Here is a 20,678-nt window from a genome sequence, read left to right on the forward strand (position 1 = left end):
GCGGCGGTGAGCGAGCAGACGGCGCCGTCGAGCACGGCCCTGCTGACCGTGGACGGCGTCAGCAAGGCCTTCCCCGGCGTCCAGGCCCTGTCGGACATGCATCTCGAGCTTCGCCATGGTGAGGTGCTCGCCGTCGTCGGCGAGAACGGTGCCGGCAAGTCGACGCTGATGAAGCTGCTGTCGGGCATCAACCAGGCCGACAGCGGGCACTTCCTGCTCGACGGGGTGCCCTTCCACGCCGACAACCCCAAGGAGGCGATGGAACAGGGCATCAGCATCATCCACCAGGAGTTCAACCTGGTGCCCGACCTCACGGTCGCCCAGAACCTCTTCCTCGGTCGGGAGCCACGCTCGCGCGGCTGGTTCACCGCGGACCGCGACCTGAACCGGCAGGCCGCCGACCTGATCGACCGGCTCGGGCTGGTGCTCGACCCCCGCGCCGTCGTCGGCACGCTCACCGTCGCCAAGCAGCAGATGGTCGAGATCGCGCGAGCACTGTCCTACGACGCCCGCGTGCTCATCATGGACGAGCCCACCGCCGCCCTCAACGACGCCGAGGTCGAGGTGCTGCACGACCTCATCCGCGGCTTCGTGAGCCCGCGCACCGGTGTCATCTACATCAGCCACCGGATGGACGAGCTCAAGCGGATCAGCAACCGCATCACCGTGATTCGCGACGGCGCCTACATCGACACCCTCGACACCGAGTCCACGACGATGCCGCAGGTCATCTCCCGCATGGTCGGGCGGGCCATCGACACCAGCGCCCGTCCCGAGAACGTGCGGGCGGACCGTCCCGTCGTGCTCTCGGTGGAGGGGCTCAGCACCAAGCACCTGTTGCGTGACGTCTCGTTCGAGCTGCGCCAGGGCGAGATCCTCGGCTTCGCCGGCCTCATGGGCGCCGGCCGCACCGAGGTGGCGCGGGCCCTGGTCGGTGCCGACCCCATCACGGCGGGCCGCATCACGGTCGATGGCAAGGAGGTGCGCATCCCGAACGCAGCCAAGGCGGCCGAGCTCGGGATCGGCTACCTGTCGGAGGACCGCAAGCACTTCGGCCTGTTGCTCGACCAGACGGTGTCGAGCAACATCGCCCTCTCGTCCCTGGGTGACAAGTTCTCCAGGCAGGGCTTCGTCGACGACCGCGCCATCCGCCGCGAGGCCGAGCGTGCGGTGACACGCCTGGGGATCAAGACGCCGTCGGTGGAGCAGGAGGTCAAGAACCTCTCCGGCGGCAACCAGCAGAAGGTCGTCGTGGGCCGTTGGCTCGCCAAGGACTGCGACGTGCTGATCGTCGACGAGCCGACCCGCGGCATCGACGTCGGCGCCAAGGACGAGATCTACCGGCTCCTGAACGACCTTGCCGCGCAGGGAAAGTCGATCATCGTCATCTCCAGCGAGCTGCCTGAGGTGCTGCGGCTGGCGCACCGCGTGGTGGTGATGAGCGAGGGCCGGGTCACCGGCGAGCTCGGGCCGGACGAGGCCACCCAGGAGAGCGTGATGGAGCTCGCCACCCAGCGCCGCAGTGCACCGGCGACCGTCGCCGAGGCCGAGGCCGAGCACCCCGAGGGCAGCCCTCACGACGAGAGAGGACGGGCATGACCACCCACGACACCAGCGAGACCACGACCACGACCGCGGCGGCGCCGGCCAGCGGTGTCGGCTCGACGCTGCGGTCCAGGCTCCAGCAGCTGCTGGCGTTCGCGAGCCTCATCGTCATCGCAGCCTTCTTCGCCGTCGCCAACCCGGTGTTCCTCACCTACGGCAACATCATCAACGTCCTCTTCTCGACGGTCGTGATCGGGCTGTTGGCGCTCGGCACCACGTTCGTCATCATCACCGGCGGAATCGACCTGTCCATCGGCACCGGCATGGCGCTGTGCGCCGTCATGGCCGGCACGTTCATCGTCACCTGGGGCATCCCGCTGCCGCTGGGCGTGCTGCTGGCGGTGCTCTTCGGCGGGTTCCTGGGGTTCGTCAACGGGTTCAACGTCGCCAAGCTCGGGCTGCCGCCCTTCATCGCCACCCTCGCGACCATGCTCATGGCGCAGGGCCTGGCCCTGGTGATCTCCCACAGCGCGCCGATCTACTTCAGCGACACCCCGGGCTATCTCAAGCTGTCCACGGGCAACCTCATCCCCGGCGTCAACTTCCCCAACGCGGTCCTGGTCCTCGTCCTGGCGGTCGTGGTCGCGGCCATCCTGCTCAACCGCACCGTTCTCGGCCGGTACACCTTCGCGATCGGCAGCAACGAGGAGGCCACGGCCCTCTCCGGCATCAACGTGCGCCGGTGGAAGATCGTCATCTACACCCTCGCCGGGCTGTTCACCGGCCTCGCCGGCGTCATGATCTCGGCCCGCCTCGGGTCCGCGCAGCCGGCAACCGGCGCCGGTTACGAGCTCCAGGCCATCGCCGCCGTCGTCATCGGCGGCACGTCGCTGGCCGGCGGCAAGGGCTCGATCATCGGCACCGTGATCGGCGCCCTCATCATCTCGGTGCTCAACAACGGCCTCCAGCTGATGTCGATCCCGCAGGAGTGGCAGAACGTCATCCTCGGCGCCGTCATCCTCGTCGCCGTCTACGCCGACATGGTCCGCAAGCGCGCCGCCAGCACGACCTGAACCGACCCCGCACAGCAAGCAGCACGGCATACCGCCACCCCACCCCGCAAAGGAGCACCACTCATGCGCACTCGCCGCATCGCCACGGTGACCGTCGCCGGCCTCGTCACGTTGGGACTCGCCGCCTGCGGCCAGTCCGGTGACAACGCCGGCGGTGGCTCGACGGACAAGAAGGAGCCGTACATCGCCATCGTCTCCAAGGGTTTCCAGCACCAGTTCTGGCAGGCCGTGAAGAAGGGGGCGGAGGACGAGGCCAAGAAGCAGGGCGCCCGCATCACCTTCGAGGGCCCCGCGACCGAGAAGGAGGTCGAGGCCCAGATCACCATGCTCACCAACGCCATGGCGAAGAAGCCCGATGCCATCGGGTTCGCGGCGCTGGACTCCAAGGCGGCCGAGGGGCTGTTGCAGCAGGCCAAGAGCCAGAACATCCCGGTCATCGCATTCGACTCCGGCGTCGAGTCCGACGTGCCGCTGACCACCGCGGCCACCGACAGCAAGAAGGCGGCGGGTGAGGCGGCGAAGAAGATGTCCGAGCTCATCGGCGGCAAGGGCACGGTCGCCGTCGTCGCCCACGACCAGACCAGCCAGACGGGCAAGGACCGGCGCGACGGCTTCCTCGACTGGATGAAGAGCAACGCGCCCGACATCAAGGTCCTGCCCGTCCAGTACGGCGACGGCGACCAGGCCAAGAGCGCCGACATCACCAAGTCGATCATCCGCGCCAACCCCGACGTCAAGGGCATCTACGGCACCAACGAGGGGTCGGCCATCGGCGTCGTCAAGGGTGTCCAGGAGGCCGGCACGAAGGGCCTGACGATCATCGGGTTCGACTCCGGCCAGGCCCAGATCGACGCGATCAACTCCGGGCTCGAGGCCGGCGCCATCACCCAGAACCCGGTCGGCATCGGCGAGGAGGTCGTCAAGGCGGCCATGAAGGCCATCAACGGTGAGTCCCTGCCGAAGACGATCGACACCGGCTACTACTGGTACGACAAGACCAACATCACCGACCCGAAGATCGAGGCCGTCCTCTACAAGTGACCGACGGGTGCTGCGCCCGGGTCACACGGGGCGCAGCACCTCGAGGCCGAGGAACGGGCGCAGCGCCTCGGGGACCACGACCGAGCCGTCGGCCTGCTGGTGGTTCTCGAGGATCGCGACCATCCACCGCGTCGTGGCGAGGGTGCCGTTGAGGGTGGCGACGGTGCGAGTTCCGTTGCCGCCGCCCGGGTCTCGCTCACGGGTGTTCAGCCGGCGCGCCTGGTAGGTCGTGCAGTTCGACGTCGAGGTGAGCTCGCGGTAACGGCCCTGCGTCGGCACCCACGCCTCGATGTCGTACTTGCGCGCGGCCGGCCCACCGAGGTCGCCCGCGGCGGTGTCGATGATGCGGTAGGGCACCTCGATCTTGGCCATCATGTCGCGCTCGAGGTCGAGCAGTCGCCGGTGCTCCTCGACCGCGTCCTCGACCCGGCAGTAGGTGAACATCTCGACCTTGTGGAACTGGTGCACGCGGATGATGCCGCGGGTGTCCTTGCCGTGCGACCCGGCCTCGCGGCGGTAGCACGCCGACCACCCGGCATACCTCTTGGGGCCATCGGAGAGGTCGAGGATCTCGTCGGCGTGGTAGCCCGCGAGCGCGACCTCGGAGGTGCCGGTGAGCCAGAGGTCGTCGTCGGCGAGCCGGTAGACCTCCTCGGAGTGCTTGTCGATGAACCCGGCTCCGGCCATGACGTCGGTCTTGACCAGCGTGGGAGTGATGACCGGCGTGAACCCGTGCTCGACGGCCTGCGCGATGCCGAGGTTGAGCAGCGCCAGCTCCAGCCGCGCACCGACGCCGGTGAGGAAGTAGAACCGCGACCCCGAGACCTTGGCGCCGCGCTCCATGTCGATGGCCGCGAGCTTCTCGCCAAGGGCGAGGTGGTCGAGCGGCTCGAAGTCGAACTCCGTTGGCGTTCCCACGGTTTCGAGCACGGTGTAGTCGTCCTCGCCGCCCACGGGCACACCCGGCTCGACGACGTTGCCGATCGACCGCACGAGCCCGTCGAGCTCGGTCTGTGCCGCGTCCGCGTCGGCCTGCAGCGACTTGACCTCGGCCGCGATCTCCTTGGTGCGGGTCAGCAGGGCGTGCTTCTCGTCGCCCTGCGCCTTGGCGACCTGCTTGCCCATCGACTTCTGCTCGGCGCGCAGCCGCTCGAACTCGGTGAGGGATGACCGGCGTCGCTCGTCCGCAGCCAGGGCCGCGTCGACGACCCCTTCGTCCTCACCACGGGCGCGCTGGCTGGCCCGGACGGTCTCCGGGTCGTCGCGCAGGAGCTTGATGTCGATCACCGGGTCAGCCTACCGATGGCCCGGCGGGCGTCCGCCACGTGATTACCCGTTGCCTCCCAGCCCGGTCCGGTCCGATCCTTTCCCGTATGCCGTCCGCCGCCACCCTGGGCACGTTCGCCCTCGCCGCCACCGCGCTGATCCTGCTGCCCGGGCCAGCCATGCTGTTCCTCATCTCGCGTGGCATCGGGCAGAGCAACCCGCGGCTGGCCGTGGCATCGATGCTCGGCATCGAGTCGGCGACCGCCTGCATGGTGGTCGCGACCGCGTTCGGGCTGTCGGCGGTCATCAGCTCCTCGGTGGTGGCGTTCGCGGTCGTGAAGTACGCCGGCGCGGCATACCTGTTGTGGCTGGCGGTCCGTGAGTTCCGCAGCAAGGGGCACTTCTCGCTCGACCGGGCACCCGTGGTGAGCTCGCGCCGCGCGTTCGTCGACGCCTTCGCGGTCGGCATCTCCAACCCCAAGACGGCCGTCTTCTTCGTCGCGTTCTTCCCGCAGTTCCTGCACCGCGACGCCGGTGCGGTCTGGTCCCAGGTGCTGGTGCTCGGCGCCATCTTCGTCGTCATCGGCGCGGTGTTCGACAGCTTCTACGCGCTCAGCGCCGGCGGTGTGGGGCGCTGGCTCCAGCGGCACCCCAAGGCGGTCGAGCGGCAGAAGTACGTGTCCGGCTCGATCTTCCTCGTCATGGGCGGGGCGGCCGCCCTGACGGGTCACCCGCAGAAGGCCTGAGGCCCACGCATCTAGGCACGCACGTCGTGCAGGTGGTGCGCCAGGTCGTGCAGCATGTACTGCCCGAGGGTGAGCACCGTGAAGTGTGAGCCGTTGCTGCGTATGCCGCGGCGAGACCACGCGCCGTCCGGCACCTGGGCGAACTGGGCCGACACCGCGGCGGCTGCCGCGACCAGCTCGCCGGAGACCTGCGCCGGGTCCTGCTCGTCGTAGCGGCCGTCGACCGCTGCCTGGTCCTGGTCCCAGTTCTCGAACTCGGCGGGGTCCTCCACCAGCAGCTGGCGTACGCGGCCGTCGAAGACCGGGCACACGTCGCGCACGTGCGCGGCATACTCCAGCTCCGACCAGACCTCGGGAGCCGGCCGTTCGCGCACGGACGACCGCTGGAGCACCTGCGGCCACGGGCGGGTCAGCTCGAGCACCAGGCCGGCGATGCCGTCGGCCGGCACGCCGCCTGCGTCGAAGCCGCACTCGGGGCAGACCCGTTCCAGGGTCCAGGTCCAGTCCTTGGTGTCAGCCACGAGATCACCCTAACCACCACCTGGCCTGCGCATATGCACCACCGCGTGGGGTAGTTTCGGCGGGTGCTTTCGGACCATCCAGGCTGGATCGCCATCGGCGCGATCGTGCTCGTCATCGCCTTCGCGGCGCTCATCGCGTCGCTGTCGGCCCGCCCTCGCCGGCGGGGCCGTGGCGCCCATCGAGCCAGTCGGTGGAGCCGACGCCCACACCGCAACGAGTTCCGTCCGGAGGGGACAGTGACCGAGACACCGAAGCGCCGCGTCGCCATCATCGTCAACCCGACCAAGTTCGACGACCTCGAGGGCACCAAGGCCCACATCACGCGCCAGGTCGTGCAGCACGGCTGGGAGTCACCGCTGTTCATCGAGACCACCGAGAAGGACCCCGGCACCGGCCAGGCCAAGGAGGCGCTCGAGCAGGACGTCGACCTCGTCTGCCCCCTCGGCGGTGACGGCACCGTCCGCAGCGTGGCCGCCGCCCTCGTCGGCACCGACACCCCGCTGGGGCTGTTGCCGGGCGGCACCGGCAACCTGTTGGCACGCAACCTCGACCTGCCGTTCGCCGACCTCGACGACGCACTCGACGTCGCCCTCACCGGCCAGAACAAGCGGATCGACGTCGGCCGGCTCACGGTCAACAGCAGCGGGGAGGACCAGCGCCCCGAGCAGCACATCTTCCTCGTCATGGCCGGATTCGGCTTCGACGCGGCGATCATGGCCGACGCCCCGGAGGGCCTCAAGGCCAAGGTGGGGCCGCTCGCCTACATGGTCTCCGGCACCCGCAACCTGCGCGGGCCGCAGTTCAAGGTGCGCGTGAAGATCGACGACTCCGAGGAGTTCACGCGGCGCACCCGCACGGTCGTCATCGGCAACGTCGGCAAGCTCGTCGGCGGCCTGGTGCTCCTGCCGGACGCGGAGGTCGACGACGGCCACCTCGACGCAGTCCTGTTGTCCCCCAAGGGAATCGTGGGTTGGGCCGCGGTCGCAGCACGCATCGCGTCCAAGCAGCGCAAGGGGCACCAGCGCGTCGACCACCACACCGCCCGCGAGATCTCCGTGCGCGCCGACCGGCCCGAGGAGGCCCAGGTCGACGGCGACACCATCGGCAAGGCACGCGCCATCTCGGCCGAGGTCCTCCCCGGCTCGCTCGTGGTGCGGGTGGGCGCGACGGCCTAGCCCGTGGCGTCACCCCGGGGCGCGGGCCGCGCCCGCAGGCTGGCCCGGGGAGCGGTGTGCATGGCGTTGTTCGCGCTGCCCGTCGCGCTCGTCGCGTATGCCGTGCGTGAGCGCTGGGACGCGCTGGTCAGCCTCGACGAGACGGTCGCCGTCCGCGCGACCGACCTCGCCCGCGGCGCCGGGCTCGGGCCGTCCCTGACGGTCCTGCAGGCGGTGAGCCAGCCTTGGGTGCTGTATGCCGTGGCGACCGCCACGTGCGTTTGGGCTTGGCTCGCGCGCGGCCTGCGGACCCGGGCCCTGTGGGCGTTCGTGACGATGATGGTCGCCTGGAACGTCGGCCTGCTGCTGAAGCTGGTGGTGCACCGGGCCCGTCCCGTCATCGACGACCCCCTCTCGCATGCGCCGGGCTACTCGTTCCCGTCGGGTCACGCCTTCAACGCGGCCGTGGTCGCCACGGTCGTGGTCTTCCTGCTCTGGCCGCTGCTGAGCCCGACGGCTCGTCGGGTGTCCACCATGGTCGCGGTGGTCGGCGTGCTGGCCGTCGGGCTCGACCGGGTCTTCCTGGGCGTCCACTTCGCCTCTGACGTGGTTGCCGGGTGGGTTCTGGGTTTCGGCATTAGCCTCGCGTCGTGGGTCGGTTTCATCGGGACGACGCAAGGGCCTTCGTCAGCCGCGCCATCGCCCCCGGCGTAGGCGTCTGGCTGGCGATCCTGGGCATCGGGGCGCTGCTCACCGGACCCTTCCGGGGACTGGCCCGGGACGAGGAGGCGGTGAACCGCGTCCTCGCGGACGAGCGCAACCCGACGTGGAACACCATCACGATGCTGTGGTCCCACATCGGCAACACCGAGTACGTCATCGGTGTGTGCGTGCTCGTGACCGCGGTCCTGCTGTGGCGGACCCGCGACTGGCGCTGGTCGGTCGTGCCGGCCATCGCGATCTCGTTACAGGCCACCATCTTCGTCATCGCGACGGCGATCATCGGGCGCCCCCGACCCACCGTCGAGCACCTGGACCCGGCACCACCCACCTCGAGCTACCCCAGCGGTCACGTGGGCGCCTCCACCGCGCTCTACCTCGTGCTGGCGCTCATGGCAGGACGGATCGCCCGGCCCTGGCTGCGGTGGCTCACGACGGTGCTGTGCCTCCTGCTGCCACTCCTCGTCACCTACGCGCGGCTCTACCGCGGCATGCACCACGTCACCGACGTCGCAGTCGGCATGCTCAACGGCATCGGGTGCGCCCTGCTCGCGTATGGCTGGTGGCGACACCGGTCGCGGGCCGCGTCAGCCGAACAGCTGCCGGCCCCAGTCGTCCCCGTCGTCCAGCCCCGGGGGGCAGGCGAACAGGCCTGAGCCGGTGTGCTCGATGTACTCGCTCAGTGCGTCCCGCGCCGCGAGCGCCCGCTGCATCGGGACGAACTGCTCGTGCGGGTCGCGCATGAACGCGACGAAGAACAGCCCCGCGTCGAGGTGGCCCAGCCCGTCACTGCCGTCGGTGAAGTTGTAGCCACGACGCAGGATCCGTATGCCGCCGAGCCGGCTCTCATGCGCGAGGCGCACGTGGGCGTCCATCGGGATCGCCGGCCGGCCGTCGGCACCCTTGGCGTCGAAGTCGACCGGATCGAGTTCGGACTGCTGGCCGAGTGGCGCCCCCTCGCCCTTGTCACGGCCGATCACGTCCTGCTGCTCCTGCAGCGTGCTGCGGTCCCACACCTCGACGTGCATCCTGATGCGGCGCGCCACCAGGTAGGAGCCACCCGCCAGCCAGGCGGCCGAACCCGTGACGTCGGCGGGCTGGACCCACACGTGCCGGTCCAGCGCCTCGGTGTCCTCGGCCCTGATGTTGGCCGTACCGTCCTTGAACCCGAACAGGTTTCGTGGGGTGGTCTGGGTGCGGGTCGTCGCTGACGTGCGGCCGAAACCGAGCTGGCTCCACCGCACCGACACGGTGCCGAAGCCGAGCCGGACGAGGTTGCGCACCGCGTGGACCGCGACCTGGGGGTCGTTCGCGCAGGCCTGGATGCACAGGTCGCCGCCACTGCGAGCGGGGTCCAGGTCGTCGCCGACGAACCCGGGAAGCTCGCGCAGGGGCGACGGCTTGCGCCCGGCCAGCCCGAAGCGGCCGTCGAACAGCGCCGGGCCGTAGCCGATCGTGATGGTCAGGTTCGAGGCATCGAGGTCGAATGCCTCGCCGGTGTCCGCCGGAGCCTTGTGTGGACCACCGCCGATGACACCGCCCGGTGCCGCCTCGGCACCGGCGACCATGCGCTCGGCGGCGCCGGTCCAGGCCATGAGCAGCTCACGGAGCTCGCGCGGGTCCTTGGTGACGACGTCGAGCGCCACGAAGTGCATCCGGTCCTGTGCCGGGGTGATGATCCCGGCCTGGTGGGCGCCGCGGAACGGGACCACCTGGTCGCTGCCGGCGGCGACTGCCGCGGAGGCGATGGCGTCATCGTGACCCAGCCCCGCGGCATACGCCCCACCGGCGCCCGCCACGAGACCGGCGGCCGCAGCACCCGCACCGACCCCGATCAGGTGGCGGCGGCTCAGGCCCGCGTCGAGGCGGCTCACTTCGCCGCGACGACGCCGGAGACCCGGGCGATCGGCTCGCTCAGCGCGTCGAGGGCGACCGAGAGCTCCTTGACCTCGTCCTTGGACAAGGAGGTGTAGAGCGCGAACCCCTTGTCGGTGCGGTGCTTTTCGAGCTCGGCGTCGAGAGCGGCGAACCGGGCGTCGACCTCGGTGAGCAGCTGCGGGTCGCGCTCCTGCAGGACCGGTCGCAGCGCGTCGACGACGGCCTTGCTGCCCTTGACGTTCTCGTCGAAGTCGTAGAGGTCGGTGTGGGAGTAGCGGTCCTCCTCGCCGGTGATCTTGCCGGTCGCGACTTCGTCGAGCAGGCCCTTGGCGCCGCCGGCGAGCTGGTCCGGGGCGAGCTCGACTGCCTTGGCCCTCGCCACGATCTCCACCACGTCGGCCAGGAGTCGGTCGGCCACCGCCGCGGAGTCGGGCTGGAGACCGTCGACCCACAGGTCCTTCTCGAGCCGGTGGAAGCCGGTGAACTCCTGGCCGTCCTCGACGACGTCCTCGCGACCGTCGATCCGCGGGTCCAGGTCGCCGAAGGACTCGGCGACCGGCTCGATCCGCTCCCACGGCCCGCGGGCGAGTGGGTATGCCGCCTTGGCGGCCTCGACCTCGCGCGCCTTGACCGCCGTGACGAAGGTCGTGGTGCGCTCGAGCAGCTGGTCGGCCTGCTCGCTCACGAAGCCCTCGTACTGCTCGACCGCCGCCGTGGTCCGTGGGTCCAGCGCCTGCACCGCGCGGTCGTCACCGCTGCTGCCACAGGCCGCGGTGGCGAGGACGAGTGCCGCGCCGAGGGCAGCGGGGACGAGGGACGTGCGCATGGTTCTCCTTGGGTTGGGCGACGGGCGATAAGGTAAGCCTTACCTAACTGGCCTCGTCAAGTCGACCACGCGGCATACCCGCCCCGTGCACCCACCCATCCGCGGTGCCATGATCGAGAACGTGCCCGAAGCCACACCGCCCCGCCCGCAGACGATCTCCTATCCGGCGAGCGAACGGGTGAGCAGTCGCAGCCCGCTCGAACCGGTCGAACCCCACGTCGTCGTCCTGTTCGGCGCCACCGGTGACCTGGCGAGACGCAAGCTGCTGCCCGGGCTCGCCTACCTCGTGACCAGCGACCTGGCGCCGGACATCCGGGTCGTCGGCACGTCGCTGGAGGAGATGGACGACGCGCAGTTCCGCGAGTTCGCCAAGCAGGCGATCGACGAGTTCGGGTCGCACAAGCTGACAGCGGAGCAGTGGGACGAGTTCGACGACCACCTGACCTACGTGCCACAGAGTGCCGGGCCCAAGGCACTCGCCGACGCCGTGCACCGCGCGCAGGAACAGCTGGGCGGCAGCTCCAAGCTGCTGCTGCACTACCTGTCGGTGCCGCCGAAGGCCGCGGTGGCGGTGCTCAACACGCTGCGCGAGGCGGGCCTGGTCGACGGGTCGCGGGTGGTCATGGAGAAGCCATTCGGCACCGACCTCGCGAGCGCGATCGCGTTGAACGACAAGGTGCACGAGACGTTCTCGGAGGAGCAGATCTTCCGGATCGACCACTTCCTCGGCAAGGAGGCGGCGCAGAACATCCTCGCCTTCCGGTTCGCGAACGGGCTGTTCGAGCCGATCTGGAACCGCAACTTCATCGACCACGTGCAGATCGACATCCCCGAGACGCTCGGGCTCGACCAGCGCGCCAACTTCTACGAGTCGACCGGTGCCTACAAGGACATGGTGGTGACGCACCTGTTCCAGGTGATGGCGTTCGTCGCGATGGAGCCGCCGACCGCGCTGGAGCCGCGCGCCATCTCCGAGGAGAAGAACAAGGTCTTCCGGTCGCTGCTGCCGATCGACCCCGACGACGTGGTGCGCGGACAGTTCGCCGGCTACACCCAGCTGCCCGGGGTGGCGTCGGACTCCGACACCGAGACCTTCATCGCGCTCAAGGTGGGCCTGGACAACTGGCGCTGGGCGGGCGTGCCGTTCTACCTGCGCACCGGCAAGAAGATGGCCGAGGGGGCGCGCATCATCTCGATCGCCTTCAAGGAGGCGCCGCGGTCGATGTTCCCGCACAACTCGGGTGTGGGGTCGGCGGGGCCGGACCACCTGACGTTCGACCTCGCCGACGAGTCGAAGGTGTCGTTGTCGTTCTACGGCAAGCGACCCGGGCCCGGCATGCGGTTGGAGAAGCTGTCGATGCAGTTCTCCACCCGCGAGACCGAGCGCGCCGGTGACGTGCTCGAGGCCTATGAGCGGCTCATGCTCGATGCGATGCGCGGCGACCACACGCTGTTCACGACCGCCGAGGGCATCGAGTCGTTGTGGGAGCGCTCGCAGCCGCTGCTCGACGACCCGCCGGAGGCCAAGCCCTACCCCGAGGGCTCGTGGGGCCCGAACGCGATCCACCAGCTGATCGCGCCGCACGCCTGGCGGCTGCCCTTCGAACGCGCCTGGCGCGAGAAGAAGTAGCCCCGCGCGCTGTCACAACTTTTACGCGTCACGCTGGAAGGTTGATCTTCACACGCACCAGTAGCCCGAGCGAAGTGCATGTTTCGCGCATGACGCGTAAAAGTTGAGCCCGGTCAGGTGAGGGTGCGCAGGTCGCGGAGCCAGGCGCGGGCGTCGGCGAACGCCGCGTCCGTCGTGACCGGGCTGACCTGCACCGCGGTGCCGTGCGCCGCGGGATAGCTGCCGAGGAACCGCACGTCGGCGCAGACCCGCTTGAGCCCGAGCAGCGCCTCGCCGACCCGCTCGTCGAGGACGTGCCCCTCGATGTCGATCGAGAAGCAGTAGGACCCCATCGACTCCTTGGTCGGCCGCGATTCCAGCCGGGACATGTTGATGCCGCGCACCGAGAACTGCTCGAGCAGCTCGAGCAGGCCGCCCGCGTGGTCGTCGCGCTGGAACAGCACCAGGGTCGTCTTGTCGGCGCCGGTGCGTTCCGGGAGGTCCCCCGGCCGGGCGACGAGGACGAAGCGCGTCACCGCGGCCGCGTTGTCGCCGATGCCCTCCGCGAGGATCTCGAGGCCGTGGTTGCTCGCCGCGACAGGGGCACAGACGGCCGCGTCGTATGCCGGTGAGCCGCCTTGCGCTGCAAGGCCTTCCGCCGCTGCGGCGGTGGACAGGGTCGGCACGTAGACGGCGTCGGGGAGGTTGGACTCCATCCAGCCACGCACCTGAGCCCACGCGTGCGAGTGGGTGCCCACGGCACGCACCTGGCCCAGCGGCATACCCGGTCGCGCAGCGAGCACGAAGGTGATGGGCACGAGCACCTCGGCCACGACGACGAGGGGGTCGCCACTGGCGAGCGCGTCGAGCGTGGCGCTGACGCCACCCTCGACGGAGTTCTCGATCGGCACCATCGCACCGTCGACCTCGCCCGCGCGCAGGAGCGTGAGGGCCTGGTCGACCGAGCCGCACGGGCGGTGCTCCGCGCCGCGCGCCGGTGCCCAGGCGTCGAGCGCCATCTGGGTGAAGGTGCCCTCGGGGCCGAGGTAGGCGTAGGTCGTCATCGTCTCAGGCATCCTTCGAGCCGGTGCGGGCGGAGGCCAGCGCCTGCTGCTCCTCCGGGGTCAAGGTGGCGTCGGACTGCCCGCCGACGACGCCCTTGGCGTAGGTGCGGGACTCGCCGCGGGCGTGGATCGAAGACAGGACGAGCCCGTCGCCGGAGTCGTCCACGACGGCCGCACTGAACGACAGTCGACCGCCCATGTCGCCAAACGCGTCGTAGCGGACCACCGCCACATGCCGAAGGGCCTGGCCGATGTCGGCGCGCAGCGCGGCGAGGTCGCCGGCACCGACAGGGCGCTGGGTCTCCAGGGCGCGCAGGCGGCGCTCGAGGCGGCGGGCACGAGCCACGGTCGTGACGGCGACTGCGAGCGCGAGGACCGCCACCACGACCGCCACCACGGCGATCACGTTGGCGTCGGACACGCGGCCAGCGTATTGGGGTCACGCGGATAGAGTCGACGCGACATGGACTTCGACCTCGCCACCATGGCGATCGTCTTCGGCGCGATCTTCTTCGTGGAGCTGCCCGACAAGACGTTCGTCGCCACGCTCGTCCTCGCGACGCGGTACCGCCCGCTGTTCGTGTGGATCGGCGTGTGCCTCGCATTCCTCGTGCAGACCCTCGTCGCGGTCACGATCGGAGGTCTGCTGGCACAGCTGCCGAAACGCCCCGTCGAGATCTTCGCCGCGCTGATGTTCCTGGTCGGCGGCATCATCCTGCTGCGCGGTGCCGGCAAAGCCGACGAGGAGGAGCAGGAGGCCGAGGAGGAGTTCTCGCACAAGGGCGCCGCGCGGGCCGTGGGGCTGAAGGCGATCGTGGTGTCGTTCTCGATCCTCTTCCTCGCCGAGTGGGGCGACCTGTCGCAGATCCTCACCGCCAACATGGTGCTGCGCTTCCACGAGCCCGTGTCGGTCTTCATCGGCGCGTTCGCCGCCTTGGCAACGGTGTCCGCGCTCGGGGCGGCACTCGGTCGAGCGCTCCTCAGGCGCGTGAAGCTGGCGCTGATCCGCCGCATCGGCGGCGTGGTCTGCCTCATCCTCGCCTTCGTCACCGCGCTCCAGGTCGTCGGCGTCATCGGCTGACGTGGTGGCCGGTGGGCGCCGCCGATGAGGGGATACGGCGACGCCCACCGGGGCTTGTCAGAACGTCGGGTACACGTCCATGGTCTGGCCGCCGGTTCCCACGTAGTTGGCGCCGGTGGAGTACTGGCTGTCGTTGACCAGAGGCTTGAACTCGAAGGCCTGCCCCGCCGGGATGCGCTCGAGCTCGAACTCCCAGACGTCAGGGGCGATGTTTCGCGCTCCACGACCGTAGGTCCACGTGAAGGGATAGGTGTTGCCACGTATGGCGATCGAGTTTCCGAGTCCCACGTTGTAGTGGACGCGGATCTTGGTCACGTTCCGAGCCGGAGGCGTGTATGCCGTGACGGAGCCTGGCACGTAGACCTTCGCCTCGTGCTCACCCAGGGTGGTGGTGATCTGCTTGCCGGTGGTCCCACCGGCCTGCACTGTCACCGTGTCGGCGGTGTTCATGATGTTGGTGAGGACCGTGCCGACGGTCAGGCTGCTCTCGGCCCGCAGAGGAATCGTCCGCGTCTGGTTGGGCCACGTGCCGTTGATGAGCGTCACCGCCTCGGCCCCGCTGCTGTCGACTCGCCGCGAGAAGCCGTAGACCTGCTGGTCCTTCCACATCTCGCGCTGGGTGCCAACGCGCAGCGCGGGATACGCCTTCTTCATGGCGTTGAGCCGCTTGATGTGCGTGTAGATCGTCGACGTTTCGCTGAACGATGTCATGTCCTTGCGATTGTCCTTGTTCGCGATCGGCACCTCGTTGGGGTTGCCATTGCCGTCGTCGGCCTGCTCGGTTCCGTAGTAGATGACCGGCACCCCACGTGAGGACAAAAGGAAGGTCAGCGCCGAGCGGAGCCTCTGGTAGTTGTCATCAGCCCGCGTGAGAAACCGAGCACGATCGTGGTTGTCGAGGAAAGTCTCGAGCCGATTGGCGTTGGTGTACTTGTAGTCCTGGTCGAACAGACCCCCGAGGTTCCGCATGTCACCATCAGCCACGAGCGTGTCCCTGACGGTGAAGAAGTATGGGAAATCCAGGACCCCCCATTCGTACTTCTGGTACTCGGAGACATAGTCGATGTCCCCCACAAAAACCTCTCCAAAGGTGGGCACACCCATGGTCTGCTCGAACGACTGCAGCCAGGGCTTGGGCACGGACCGGGCCGCGTCGACGCGGATCCCGTCAAATCCCATGCCTATCCAGTCCTTGTAGGTGGCCATGAGGTAGCTGGACACGGTGCTGTTGGACTGGTCCAGGTCATCGAGACCGCCAAGGTCACAGTTCTCGATCTGCGTCTGGGTCTCTGACCCGTCGAAGCGACAGTCTCCGTTGTGGTGGAAGTACGCCGAGTTGTCGAGCGGCGATGCCGGCTTGTTCGTCGAGGGGCTGTATGTCGTCGACGTACCGGCCAGATAGTCGGCCGTGTGGTTGGGGACGACGTCCAGGATCATTTTCAGACCCATACTGTGGGCGGTGTCGATGAGGGTCTGCAGCTCTGCCTTGGAGCCGAAGTGGGAGTTGGGTGTCGCGAAGTCCTTTGTGAAGTAGCCGTGGTAGCTGGCTTCCTTGCCGTCTCGGCTGAGCGGCTGCTGTTCAGAGACTGGTGAGAGCCAGATCGCTGTCACGCCAAGGTTCTTGATGTAGGACAGCTTGTTCGTGAGCCCCGTCCAGTCACCTCCGTGATAGAAGCCGAGGTCGCTGGGGTTGTACTCACCATTGCCGGTGTTGTCGTTGGCCGTGCTCCCGTTGGAAAACCGGTCGACGAGCACTTGATAGATGACGTCACCCTCAGTCAGAGGGCCCGGCCCTGCGGCGGGCGACGCAGTGGCGGTGGTTGCGTTGACACCGGTCGTGGTCAACGCCGCAACAGCGACGAGACCCGTCGCTACGACACCGGCGACTCGTGTCCTGCGTGGCATTCTCATGTAGATCACGCTCCTGTTCCTCGGACGGGGGTCTTGCGTGGAGTGGCGGTGGACTCGCGGACGATGAGCGCCGTGTGCAGCGTGTGGTGGTGGTGTCGTGAGCTGCCTCGGATCGCCGAGACGAGGAAGTCGGCAGCGACCCGCCCCTTCGCCTCGATCGGTTGCCGGACGGTGGTGAGCCGCGGTCGCAGCCAGACCGCCTCGGGCTGGTCGTCGTAACCAGCGACCGAGACGTCGCCGGGGACCGAGATCCCGAGCTCGTATGCCGCGTCGAGAACTCCTGCGGCGAGGATGTCCGAGAGCGCGAAGACAGCCGTGGGACGGTCGTCCGAGTCGAGGATGTCCAGACCCGCCTTGTAGCCCTCCGCCCGCGTGGCCCGCGCCTCCACGACGCGCAGCCGGACGTCGGAGGCGACAGGTCCAAGCCCGTCGAGAGCGTCATCGACGCCGGCCATGCGTCGGCCCAGCGGCCCGCGCGCCGCATCGATGACGCTGTCGGGCCCGGCCTCGAACGCCAGCACCGTGATGTCCCGATGCCCCAGCTCGAGGAGGTGGGTCATCATGGCGGCCGCACCAGCCTGGTCGTCGACCTCGACCGTGGGTACGTCCTCGTCGCTCTCGCTGTCGACGAGGACGAACGGGACTCCCCGTCGCTCCAGTTCGGCCACCTCACCGCGGTCGCGCTCGAGCCCGGTCACGACGAAGCCGTCGACTGCTGCATACGGGATGGCGTCGAGCATCGAGTTCCGCAAGGGCGGTACGAGCAGGAGGGTGAAACCTTCCTGGTGACAGACCTGCCCCACCCCGACGAGGAACTGCGCGTAGTAGGGGTTCTCCATCGCCTGCGGAATGTCTTGCGGCAGAAGGATTCCCAATGAGTTGGTGCGGCCCTGGACGAGCATCCGGGCTACCGGATCAGGCCGGTAACCTAGGCGGGCTGCCACCTCGAGGATCCGGTCACGAGTCGCGGCTGAGAGCCGGCCCGGGTCGTTGAATGCGAATGACACCGCCGTTCGCGACACCCCCGCGGCGGTGGCAACGTCGCGGGACGTGGGCCGTTTGGCTCCATCAGTCGAGCCGGACAATGGACACTCCCCTTCCCGGAACCGGCACGGCGTCCAGCCGCACCCGCTCGTTGGTCACCAGGTCAACACCGGTCCGGCCCGAATACTGCCGGACCGAAATCTCGGTGCCTCCTCGGATCCGGTTGGCGCACACCACGATCGACTCGGATTCATGCTGCCGCAGGCGCACGATCGTGTTCTCGCTGGCGGACAGGGTCTGTTCCGAGCCACGCCTCAGGGCGACGTGCTCGCGTCGCAGGCGGGCCAGCAGCCGCACCCAGTCGAGCAGCTCGAGGTTCCAGGTCGACTCGTCCCACGGCATGGCTCCACGGCAGTCCGGGTCGTTGAAGCCGGTCAGACCGACCTCGTCGCCGTAGTAGAGCATCGGTGCGCCCTCGGCCGTGAACAGGAGCGCCTGTGCCAGCTTTACTGCAGCCACGTCACCCCCGACGTGAGTCAGGAGGCGCTCAGTGTCATGGCTCCCCAGCAGGTTGAGCATCAAGCCCTTTCGGCCAGCGGGAATCTCGGCGTCGATCGACGCAAGCTCTTTGGCGAAGTGCTCGCCGCCATTGCGCCACTCGGACACGAACCCGAGGATCGCGTCACGCAGGCGGTAGTTCATGGCGGCATCGGACGTGCGTCCAGTGGTCCACTCCGTCGCGGCCTCCCACACTTCGGCGACGATGTACTGGTCCGGGTCGTGCGCCTTGACCACACTTCGGAACTGCTCCCAGAAGGGCTCGTTCTCGAGCATGTAGGGCACATCGAGCCGCCATCCGTCGATGCCGCTGTTCATCCACTTCTGAACCGCGCCGAAGAGGTGGTCCCGCACCACCGGGTTCTGCACGTTCAGCTTGGGCAGGTACCAGCAACCAGAGCAGGTCTGGTAGTTGGGCACCGGCTGTGCCGAGATCGGGAAGTCCTGGACGAGGAACCAGTTGACGTACTCCGACTCCCCCTCACGCTTCACGACGTCCTGGAAGAAGGGGTGGTCCCAACCGCAGTGGTGGAACACCGCATCGAGAACCACCTTGATCCCGTGCTCATGGGCGCTGGCTACCAGTCCGTCGAAGGCCACCTCGCCACCGAGCCGGGGGTCGATGGCGTAGTAGTCGGTGCCGTCGTACCGGTGGTTTGTCGAAGACGCGAACACCGGGGTCAGGTAGAGAGCGTTCACTCCCAGCGACTCGAGGTGTCCGAGCCGCCGGGTGATCCCCGGCAGGTCGCCGCCCATGAAGTTGTCGCGGGTGGGTGGACTGCCCCATGGCACGACGTTCTCCGGGTTGGTCGTCGGGTCGGCGTTGTCGAACCGCTCCGGGAAGACCTGGTAGAAGATCGCGTCGCGTACCCAGTCCGGGCCGGGTACGTCCTCGCGGGGTGTGTCGACCCCGGTCTCGTCACTCACTGGGCCATCACTCCTTGACCCCGGTCGCAGCCAAGCCGCGTACCAGGCTCCGTTGCAGGTAGACGAACACGACGATGGCGGGCACCGCTGCCACGACCGTCCCCGCCATGAGGTACTGCGGGTATGGCGCGTACTTGCTCGTGAAGGCCGCCAGGCCGAGCTGGATGGTGCGGTACTGGTCATCGCTCGTCACCAGCAATGGCCAGAGAAAGTCATTCCAGGCGAAGAGGAAGCTGAACACGGCAGTACTGGCGAGCGCCGGCTTGCACAGTGGCAGGAGCACCCGCACGAGCACCTGCATCCGGTTGGCACCATCGATCCGTGCGGCCTCGTCGAGTTCGCGCGGCAGCGACAGGAGGTAACCCCGGATGACGACGATGCCGAACACGTCCGCAAGTCTCGGCACGATCAGGGCGGTGTAGCTGTTGAACCACCCGAACCGGATGACGAGGTCGAACGCAGGCAGGACGGTGAGGAAGGTCGGCACCAGCATCGTGGCCACCAGACCGAGGAAGACGACGTTGCGACCGGGAAAGCGCAGCCGGGCGAGGGCGTATGCCGCGAGAGTGTCCAGGACGAGGTGGCCGGCCACGATGCCCGCCGTCATGACGACCGAGTTGACGTAGTAGTGACCGAAGGGCGCTGCGGACAGCGCCTGGGGGTAGTTGCCCCACTCGAACTGATGCGGCACCAGGTAGGGGCCGGTGTTGACCTTGTCGGCCGACTTGAGGCTGGTGGTGATCATCCATGCGAAGGGTGCGACGACGAGCAGGCTCAGGCCCAGCAGGACTGCGTGACGACTGAGTTGCCGCAGGGCGCTCATGCCTCAGCCCTGCCGCCGAGGCGCCACTGCACCCAGGTGAGCCCAAAGACCAGGGCGAACCCGGCATACGCGATCGTCGCTCCGTAACCGAACTGTCCGGTGACGAACGCCGTGCGGTAGACGAGGAAGCCGACGACCTCCGTGCCACCGAGTGGGCCACCCGAAGTGAGCTGGTAGACGAGGTCGAAGCCCTGGAACGTCGCCACGAGTGCCTGGACCACGACGAAGAACGTCATCGGTGCCAGCAGCGGAAAGGTGATTCGACGCATCGTCTGGAACGGTCCCGCCCCGTCGAGGGCGGCCGCCTCGTAGACCGAGGTGGGGATGGTCTGCATCGCGGTGAGGTAGAGAACAGTGTTGAGCCCCAGCTGTTTCCACACGGTGAGCAGGGTCAGGCACAACAGCGCCAGGTGCGGGTCTCCCAACCAGTTGGGTGCGCCGAGCCCCACCGCCGAGAGGCCGGCGTTGACCGGGCCGGACGCACCGAAGAGGTACTTCCAGACCGCGGCGGCTGCGATCGAGGACGTGACCACGGGCAGGAAGAATGCCGTGCGGTAGACAGCTCGACCGCGAATCGCCTTGTTGAGCAAGGCCGCAGCGCCCAGTCCGGTGACCACGCTGAGCACGCTGACGCCGACCCCGTAGAGGAGGGTGACGACCATCGAGTTGCGGAAGTCGGCGTCGCCTGCGAGCTTGCGGTAGTTGTCGAGCCCTACGAACGGCTTGTCCGGGCTGATGCCGTCCCAGTCGGTGAGGGAGAGCAGCCCGGTGGCAACCAGGGGGTAGACGACGAACAGGCCGATGACCACGAGGGCGGGCGCAAGGCAGGCGACGGCCGTCAGCACCTCTGTCCGCGAGTAGCGCTCGCGCGAACGGGAACGGAATCGCACTCGCGGACGCGGTCGCGTGGTGGGCACGGCGGGTTCACCACGAGTGTGCGAAACCCTGGT

At 68.5% G+C, this 20,678-nt stretch carries 20 protein-coding genes; 9 read left to right on the forward strand and 11 right to left on the reverse strand.

The window, feature by feature from the left end; genetic code table 11:
* The first annotated feature begins 6 nt into the window (after nt 1–6).
* The 3 genes from HJG52_RS15470 to HJG52_RS15480 all read left to right on the forward strand — a co-directional run bounded on the left by HJG52_RS15470 (nt 7) and on the right by HJG52_RS15480 (nt 3,659).
* Nucleotides 7–1,599 carry a sugar ABC transporter ATP-binding protein gene (locus HJG52_RS15470; protein ID WP_346767770.1) on the forward strand — a complete coding sequence of 531 codons (1,593 nt, stop codon included), beginning with the start codon at nt 7–9 and terminating at the stop codon, nt 1,597–1,599.
* Complete coding sequence (locus HJG52_RS15475) at nt 1,596–2,618, forward strand: ABC transporter permease (protein ID WP_171244499.1); 1,023 nt, start codon at nt 1,596–1,598, stop codon at nt 2,616–2,618. Before HJG52_RS15470 ends, HJG52_RS15475 begins: the two co-directional genes overlap by 4 nt.
* 63 nt (nt 2,619–2,681) lie before the next feature.
* Nucleotides 2,682–3,659: an ABC transporter substrate-binding protein gene (locus HJG52_RS15480; protein ID WP_171244500.1), complete on the forward strand. Its 978-nt coding sequence runs from the start codon at nt 2,682–2,684 to the stop codon at nt 3,657–3,659.
* A 21-nt stretch (nt 3,660–3,680) separates the two neighbouring features.
* Here HJG52_RS15480 and serS read toward each other — a convergent pair whose 3' ends face one another.
* On the reverse strand, nt 3,681–4,946 hold the full coding sequence (gene serS, locus HJG52_RS15485) for a serine--tRNA ligase (protein ID WP_171244501.1): 1,266 nt from the start codon (nt 4,944–4,946) through the stop codon (nt 3,681–3,683).
* A gap of 86 nt (nt 4,947–5,032) precedes the next feature.
* Here serS and HJG52_RS15490 point away from each other — a divergent pair, with 86 nt between their 5' ends.
* Nucleotides 5,033–5,671, forward strand: a complete 639-nt coding sequence (locus tag HJG52_RS15490; protein ID WP_171244502.1) for a LysE family translocator — start codon at nt 5,033–5,035, stop codon at nt 5,669–5,671.
* Between the two features lie 11 nt (nt 5,672–5,682).
* On the opposite strand, the gene HJG52_RS15495 is transcribed toward HJG52_RS15490, so the two are convergent.
* Entirely contained in the window at nt 5,683–6,192 is a 510-nt protein-coding gene (locus tag HJG52_RS15495) for a DinB family protein (protein ID WP_171244503.1), read from the reverse strand.
* A gap of 63 nt (nt 6,193–6,255) precedes the next feature.
* Here HJG52_RS15495 and HJG52_RS15500 point away from each other — a divergent pair, with 63 nt between their 5' ends.
* From HJG52_RS15500 to HJG52_RS15510, 3 genes are read left to right on the forward strand one after another with little or no spacing between them, the layout of a single operon-like run.
* Complete coding sequence (locus HJG52_RS15500) at nt 6,256–7,368, forward strand: diacylglycerol kinase family protein (RefSeq protein ID WP_171244504.1); 1,113 nt, start codon at nt 6,256–6,258, stop codon at nt 7,366–7,368.
* Nucleotides 7,369–7,428: 60 nt separating this feature from the next.
* Entirely contained in the window at nt 7,429–8,061 is a 633-nt protein-coding gene (locus HJG52_RS15505; protein ID WP_171244505.1) for a phosphatase PAP2 family protein, read from the forward strand.
* Nucleotides 7,998–8,723 carry a phosphatase PAP2 family protein gene (locus HJG52_RS15510; protein WP_171244506.1) on the forward strand — a complete coding sequence of 242 codons (726 nt, stop codon included), beginning with the start codon at nt 7,998–8,000 and terminating at the stop codon, nt 8,721–8,723. The genes HJG52_RS15505 and HJG52_RS15510 overlap by 64 nt, the downstream gene beginning before the upstream one ends.
* Here the strand turns inward: HJG52_RS15510 and efeB are convergent.
* Nucleotides 8,655–9,941, reverse strand: coding sequence for an iron uptake transporter deferrochelatase/peroxidase subunit (gene efeB, locus HJG52_RS15515; RefSeq protein WP_171244507.1), 1,287 nt, complete (start codon nt 9,939–9,941; stop codon nt 8,655–8,657). The two genes, HJG52_RS15510 and efeB, sit on opposite strands and share 69 nt — an antisense overlap.
* Nucleotides 9,938–10,771, reverse strand: coding sequence for an iron uptake system protein EfeO (efeO, locus tag HJG52_RS15520; protein ID WP_171244508.1), 834 nt, complete (start codon nt 10,769–10,771; stop codon nt 9,938–9,940). The genes efeB and efeO overlap by 4 nt, the downstream gene beginning before the upstream one ends.
* A 109-nt stretch (nt 10,772–10,880) precedes the next feature.
* Here efeO and zwf point away from each other — a divergent pair, with 109 nt between their 5' ends.
* On the forward strand, nt 10,881–12,401 hold the full coding sequence (gene zwf / locus HJG52_RS15525) for a glucose-6-phosphate dehydrogenase (RefSeq protein WP_171244582.1): 1,521 nt from the start codon (nt 10,881–10,883) through the stop codon (nt 12,399–12,401).
* A gap of 113 nt (nt 12,402–12,514) precedes the next feature.
* On the opposite strand, the gene pheA is transcribed toward zwf, so the two are convergent.
* Both pheA and HJG52_RS15535 read right to left on the reverse strand, forming a co-directional pair.
* Nucleotides 12,515–13,444 (reverse strand): prephenate dehydratase, encoded by a 930-nt coding sequence (pheA, locus tag HJG52_RS15530; protein ID WP_171244509.1) that lies wholly within the window; start codon nt 13,442–13,444, stop codon nt 12,515–12,517.
* Nucleotides 13,445–13,448: 4 nt separating this feature from the next.
* A complete protein-coding gene (locus HJG52_RS15535) occupies nt 13,449–13,865 on the reverse strand; it encodes a DUF4446 family protein (RefSeq protein WP_346767771.1) in 417 nt (138 codons plus the stop codon).
* Nucleotides 13,866–13,907: 42 nt separating this feature from the next.
* Here HJG52_RS15535 and HJG52_RS15540 point away from each other — a divergent pair, with 42 nt between their 5' ends.
* A complete protein-coding gene (locus HJG52_RS15540) occupies nt 13,908–14,525 on the forward strand; it encodes a TMEM165/GDT1 family protein (protein WP_171244510.1) in 618 nt (205 codons plus the stop codon).
* A gap of 57 nt (nt 14,526–14,582) precedes the next feature.
* Here the strand turns inward: HJG52_RS15540 and HJG52_RS15545 are convergent, their stop codons facing one another.
* The 5 genes from HJG52_RS15545 to HJG52_RS15565 all read right to left on the reverse strand — a co-directional run bounded on the left by HJG52_RS15545 (nt 14,583) and on the right by HJG52_RS15565 (nt 20,618).
* Entirely contained in the window at nt 14,583–16,280 is a 1,698-nt protein-coding gene (locus HJG52_RS15545; protein WP_346767772.1) for an alpha-amylase family glycosyl hydrolase, read from the reverse strand.
* Nucleotides 16,281–16,441: 161 nt separating this feature from the next.
* Entirely contained in the window at nt 16,442–17,521 is a 1,080-nt protein-coding gene (locus HJG52_RS15550) for a LacI family DNA-binding transcriptional regulator (protein ID WP_171244511.1), read from the reverse strand.
* Complete coding sequence (locus HJG52_RS15555) at nt 17,505–18,905, reverse strand: alpha-amylase family glycosyl hydrolase (protein WP_171244512.1); 1,401 nt, start codon at nt 18,903–18,905, stop codon at nt 17,505–17,507. Before HJG52_RS15555 ends, HJG52_RS15550 begins: the two co-directional genes overlap by 17 nt.
* Nucleotides 18,906–18,912: 7 nt before the next feature.
* Nucleotides 18,913–19,728 carry a carbohydrate ABC transporter permease gene (locus HJG52_RS15560; RefSeq protein WP_171244513.1) on the reverse strand — a complete coding sequence of 272 codons (816 nt, stop codon included), beginning with the start codon at nt 19,726–19,728 and terminating at the stop codon, nt 18,913–18,915.
* Nucleotides 19,725–20,618, reverse strand: coding sequence for a carbohydrate ABC transporter permease (locus tag HJG52_RS15565; protein ID WP_346767773.1), 894 nt, complete (start codon nt 20,616–20,618; stop codon nt 19,725–19,727). Before HJG52_RS15565 ends, HJG52_RS15560 begins: the two co-directional genes overlap by 4 nt.
* Between the last annotated feature and the right edge of the window lie 60 nt (nt 20,619–20,678).

The sequence above is a fragment of the Knoellia koreensis genome, from assembly GCF_013041615.1.
In the GTDB taxonomy this organism is placed as follows: Bacteria; Actinomycetota; Actinomycetes; order Actinomycetales; family Dermatophilaceae; genus Pedococcus; species Pedococcus koreensis.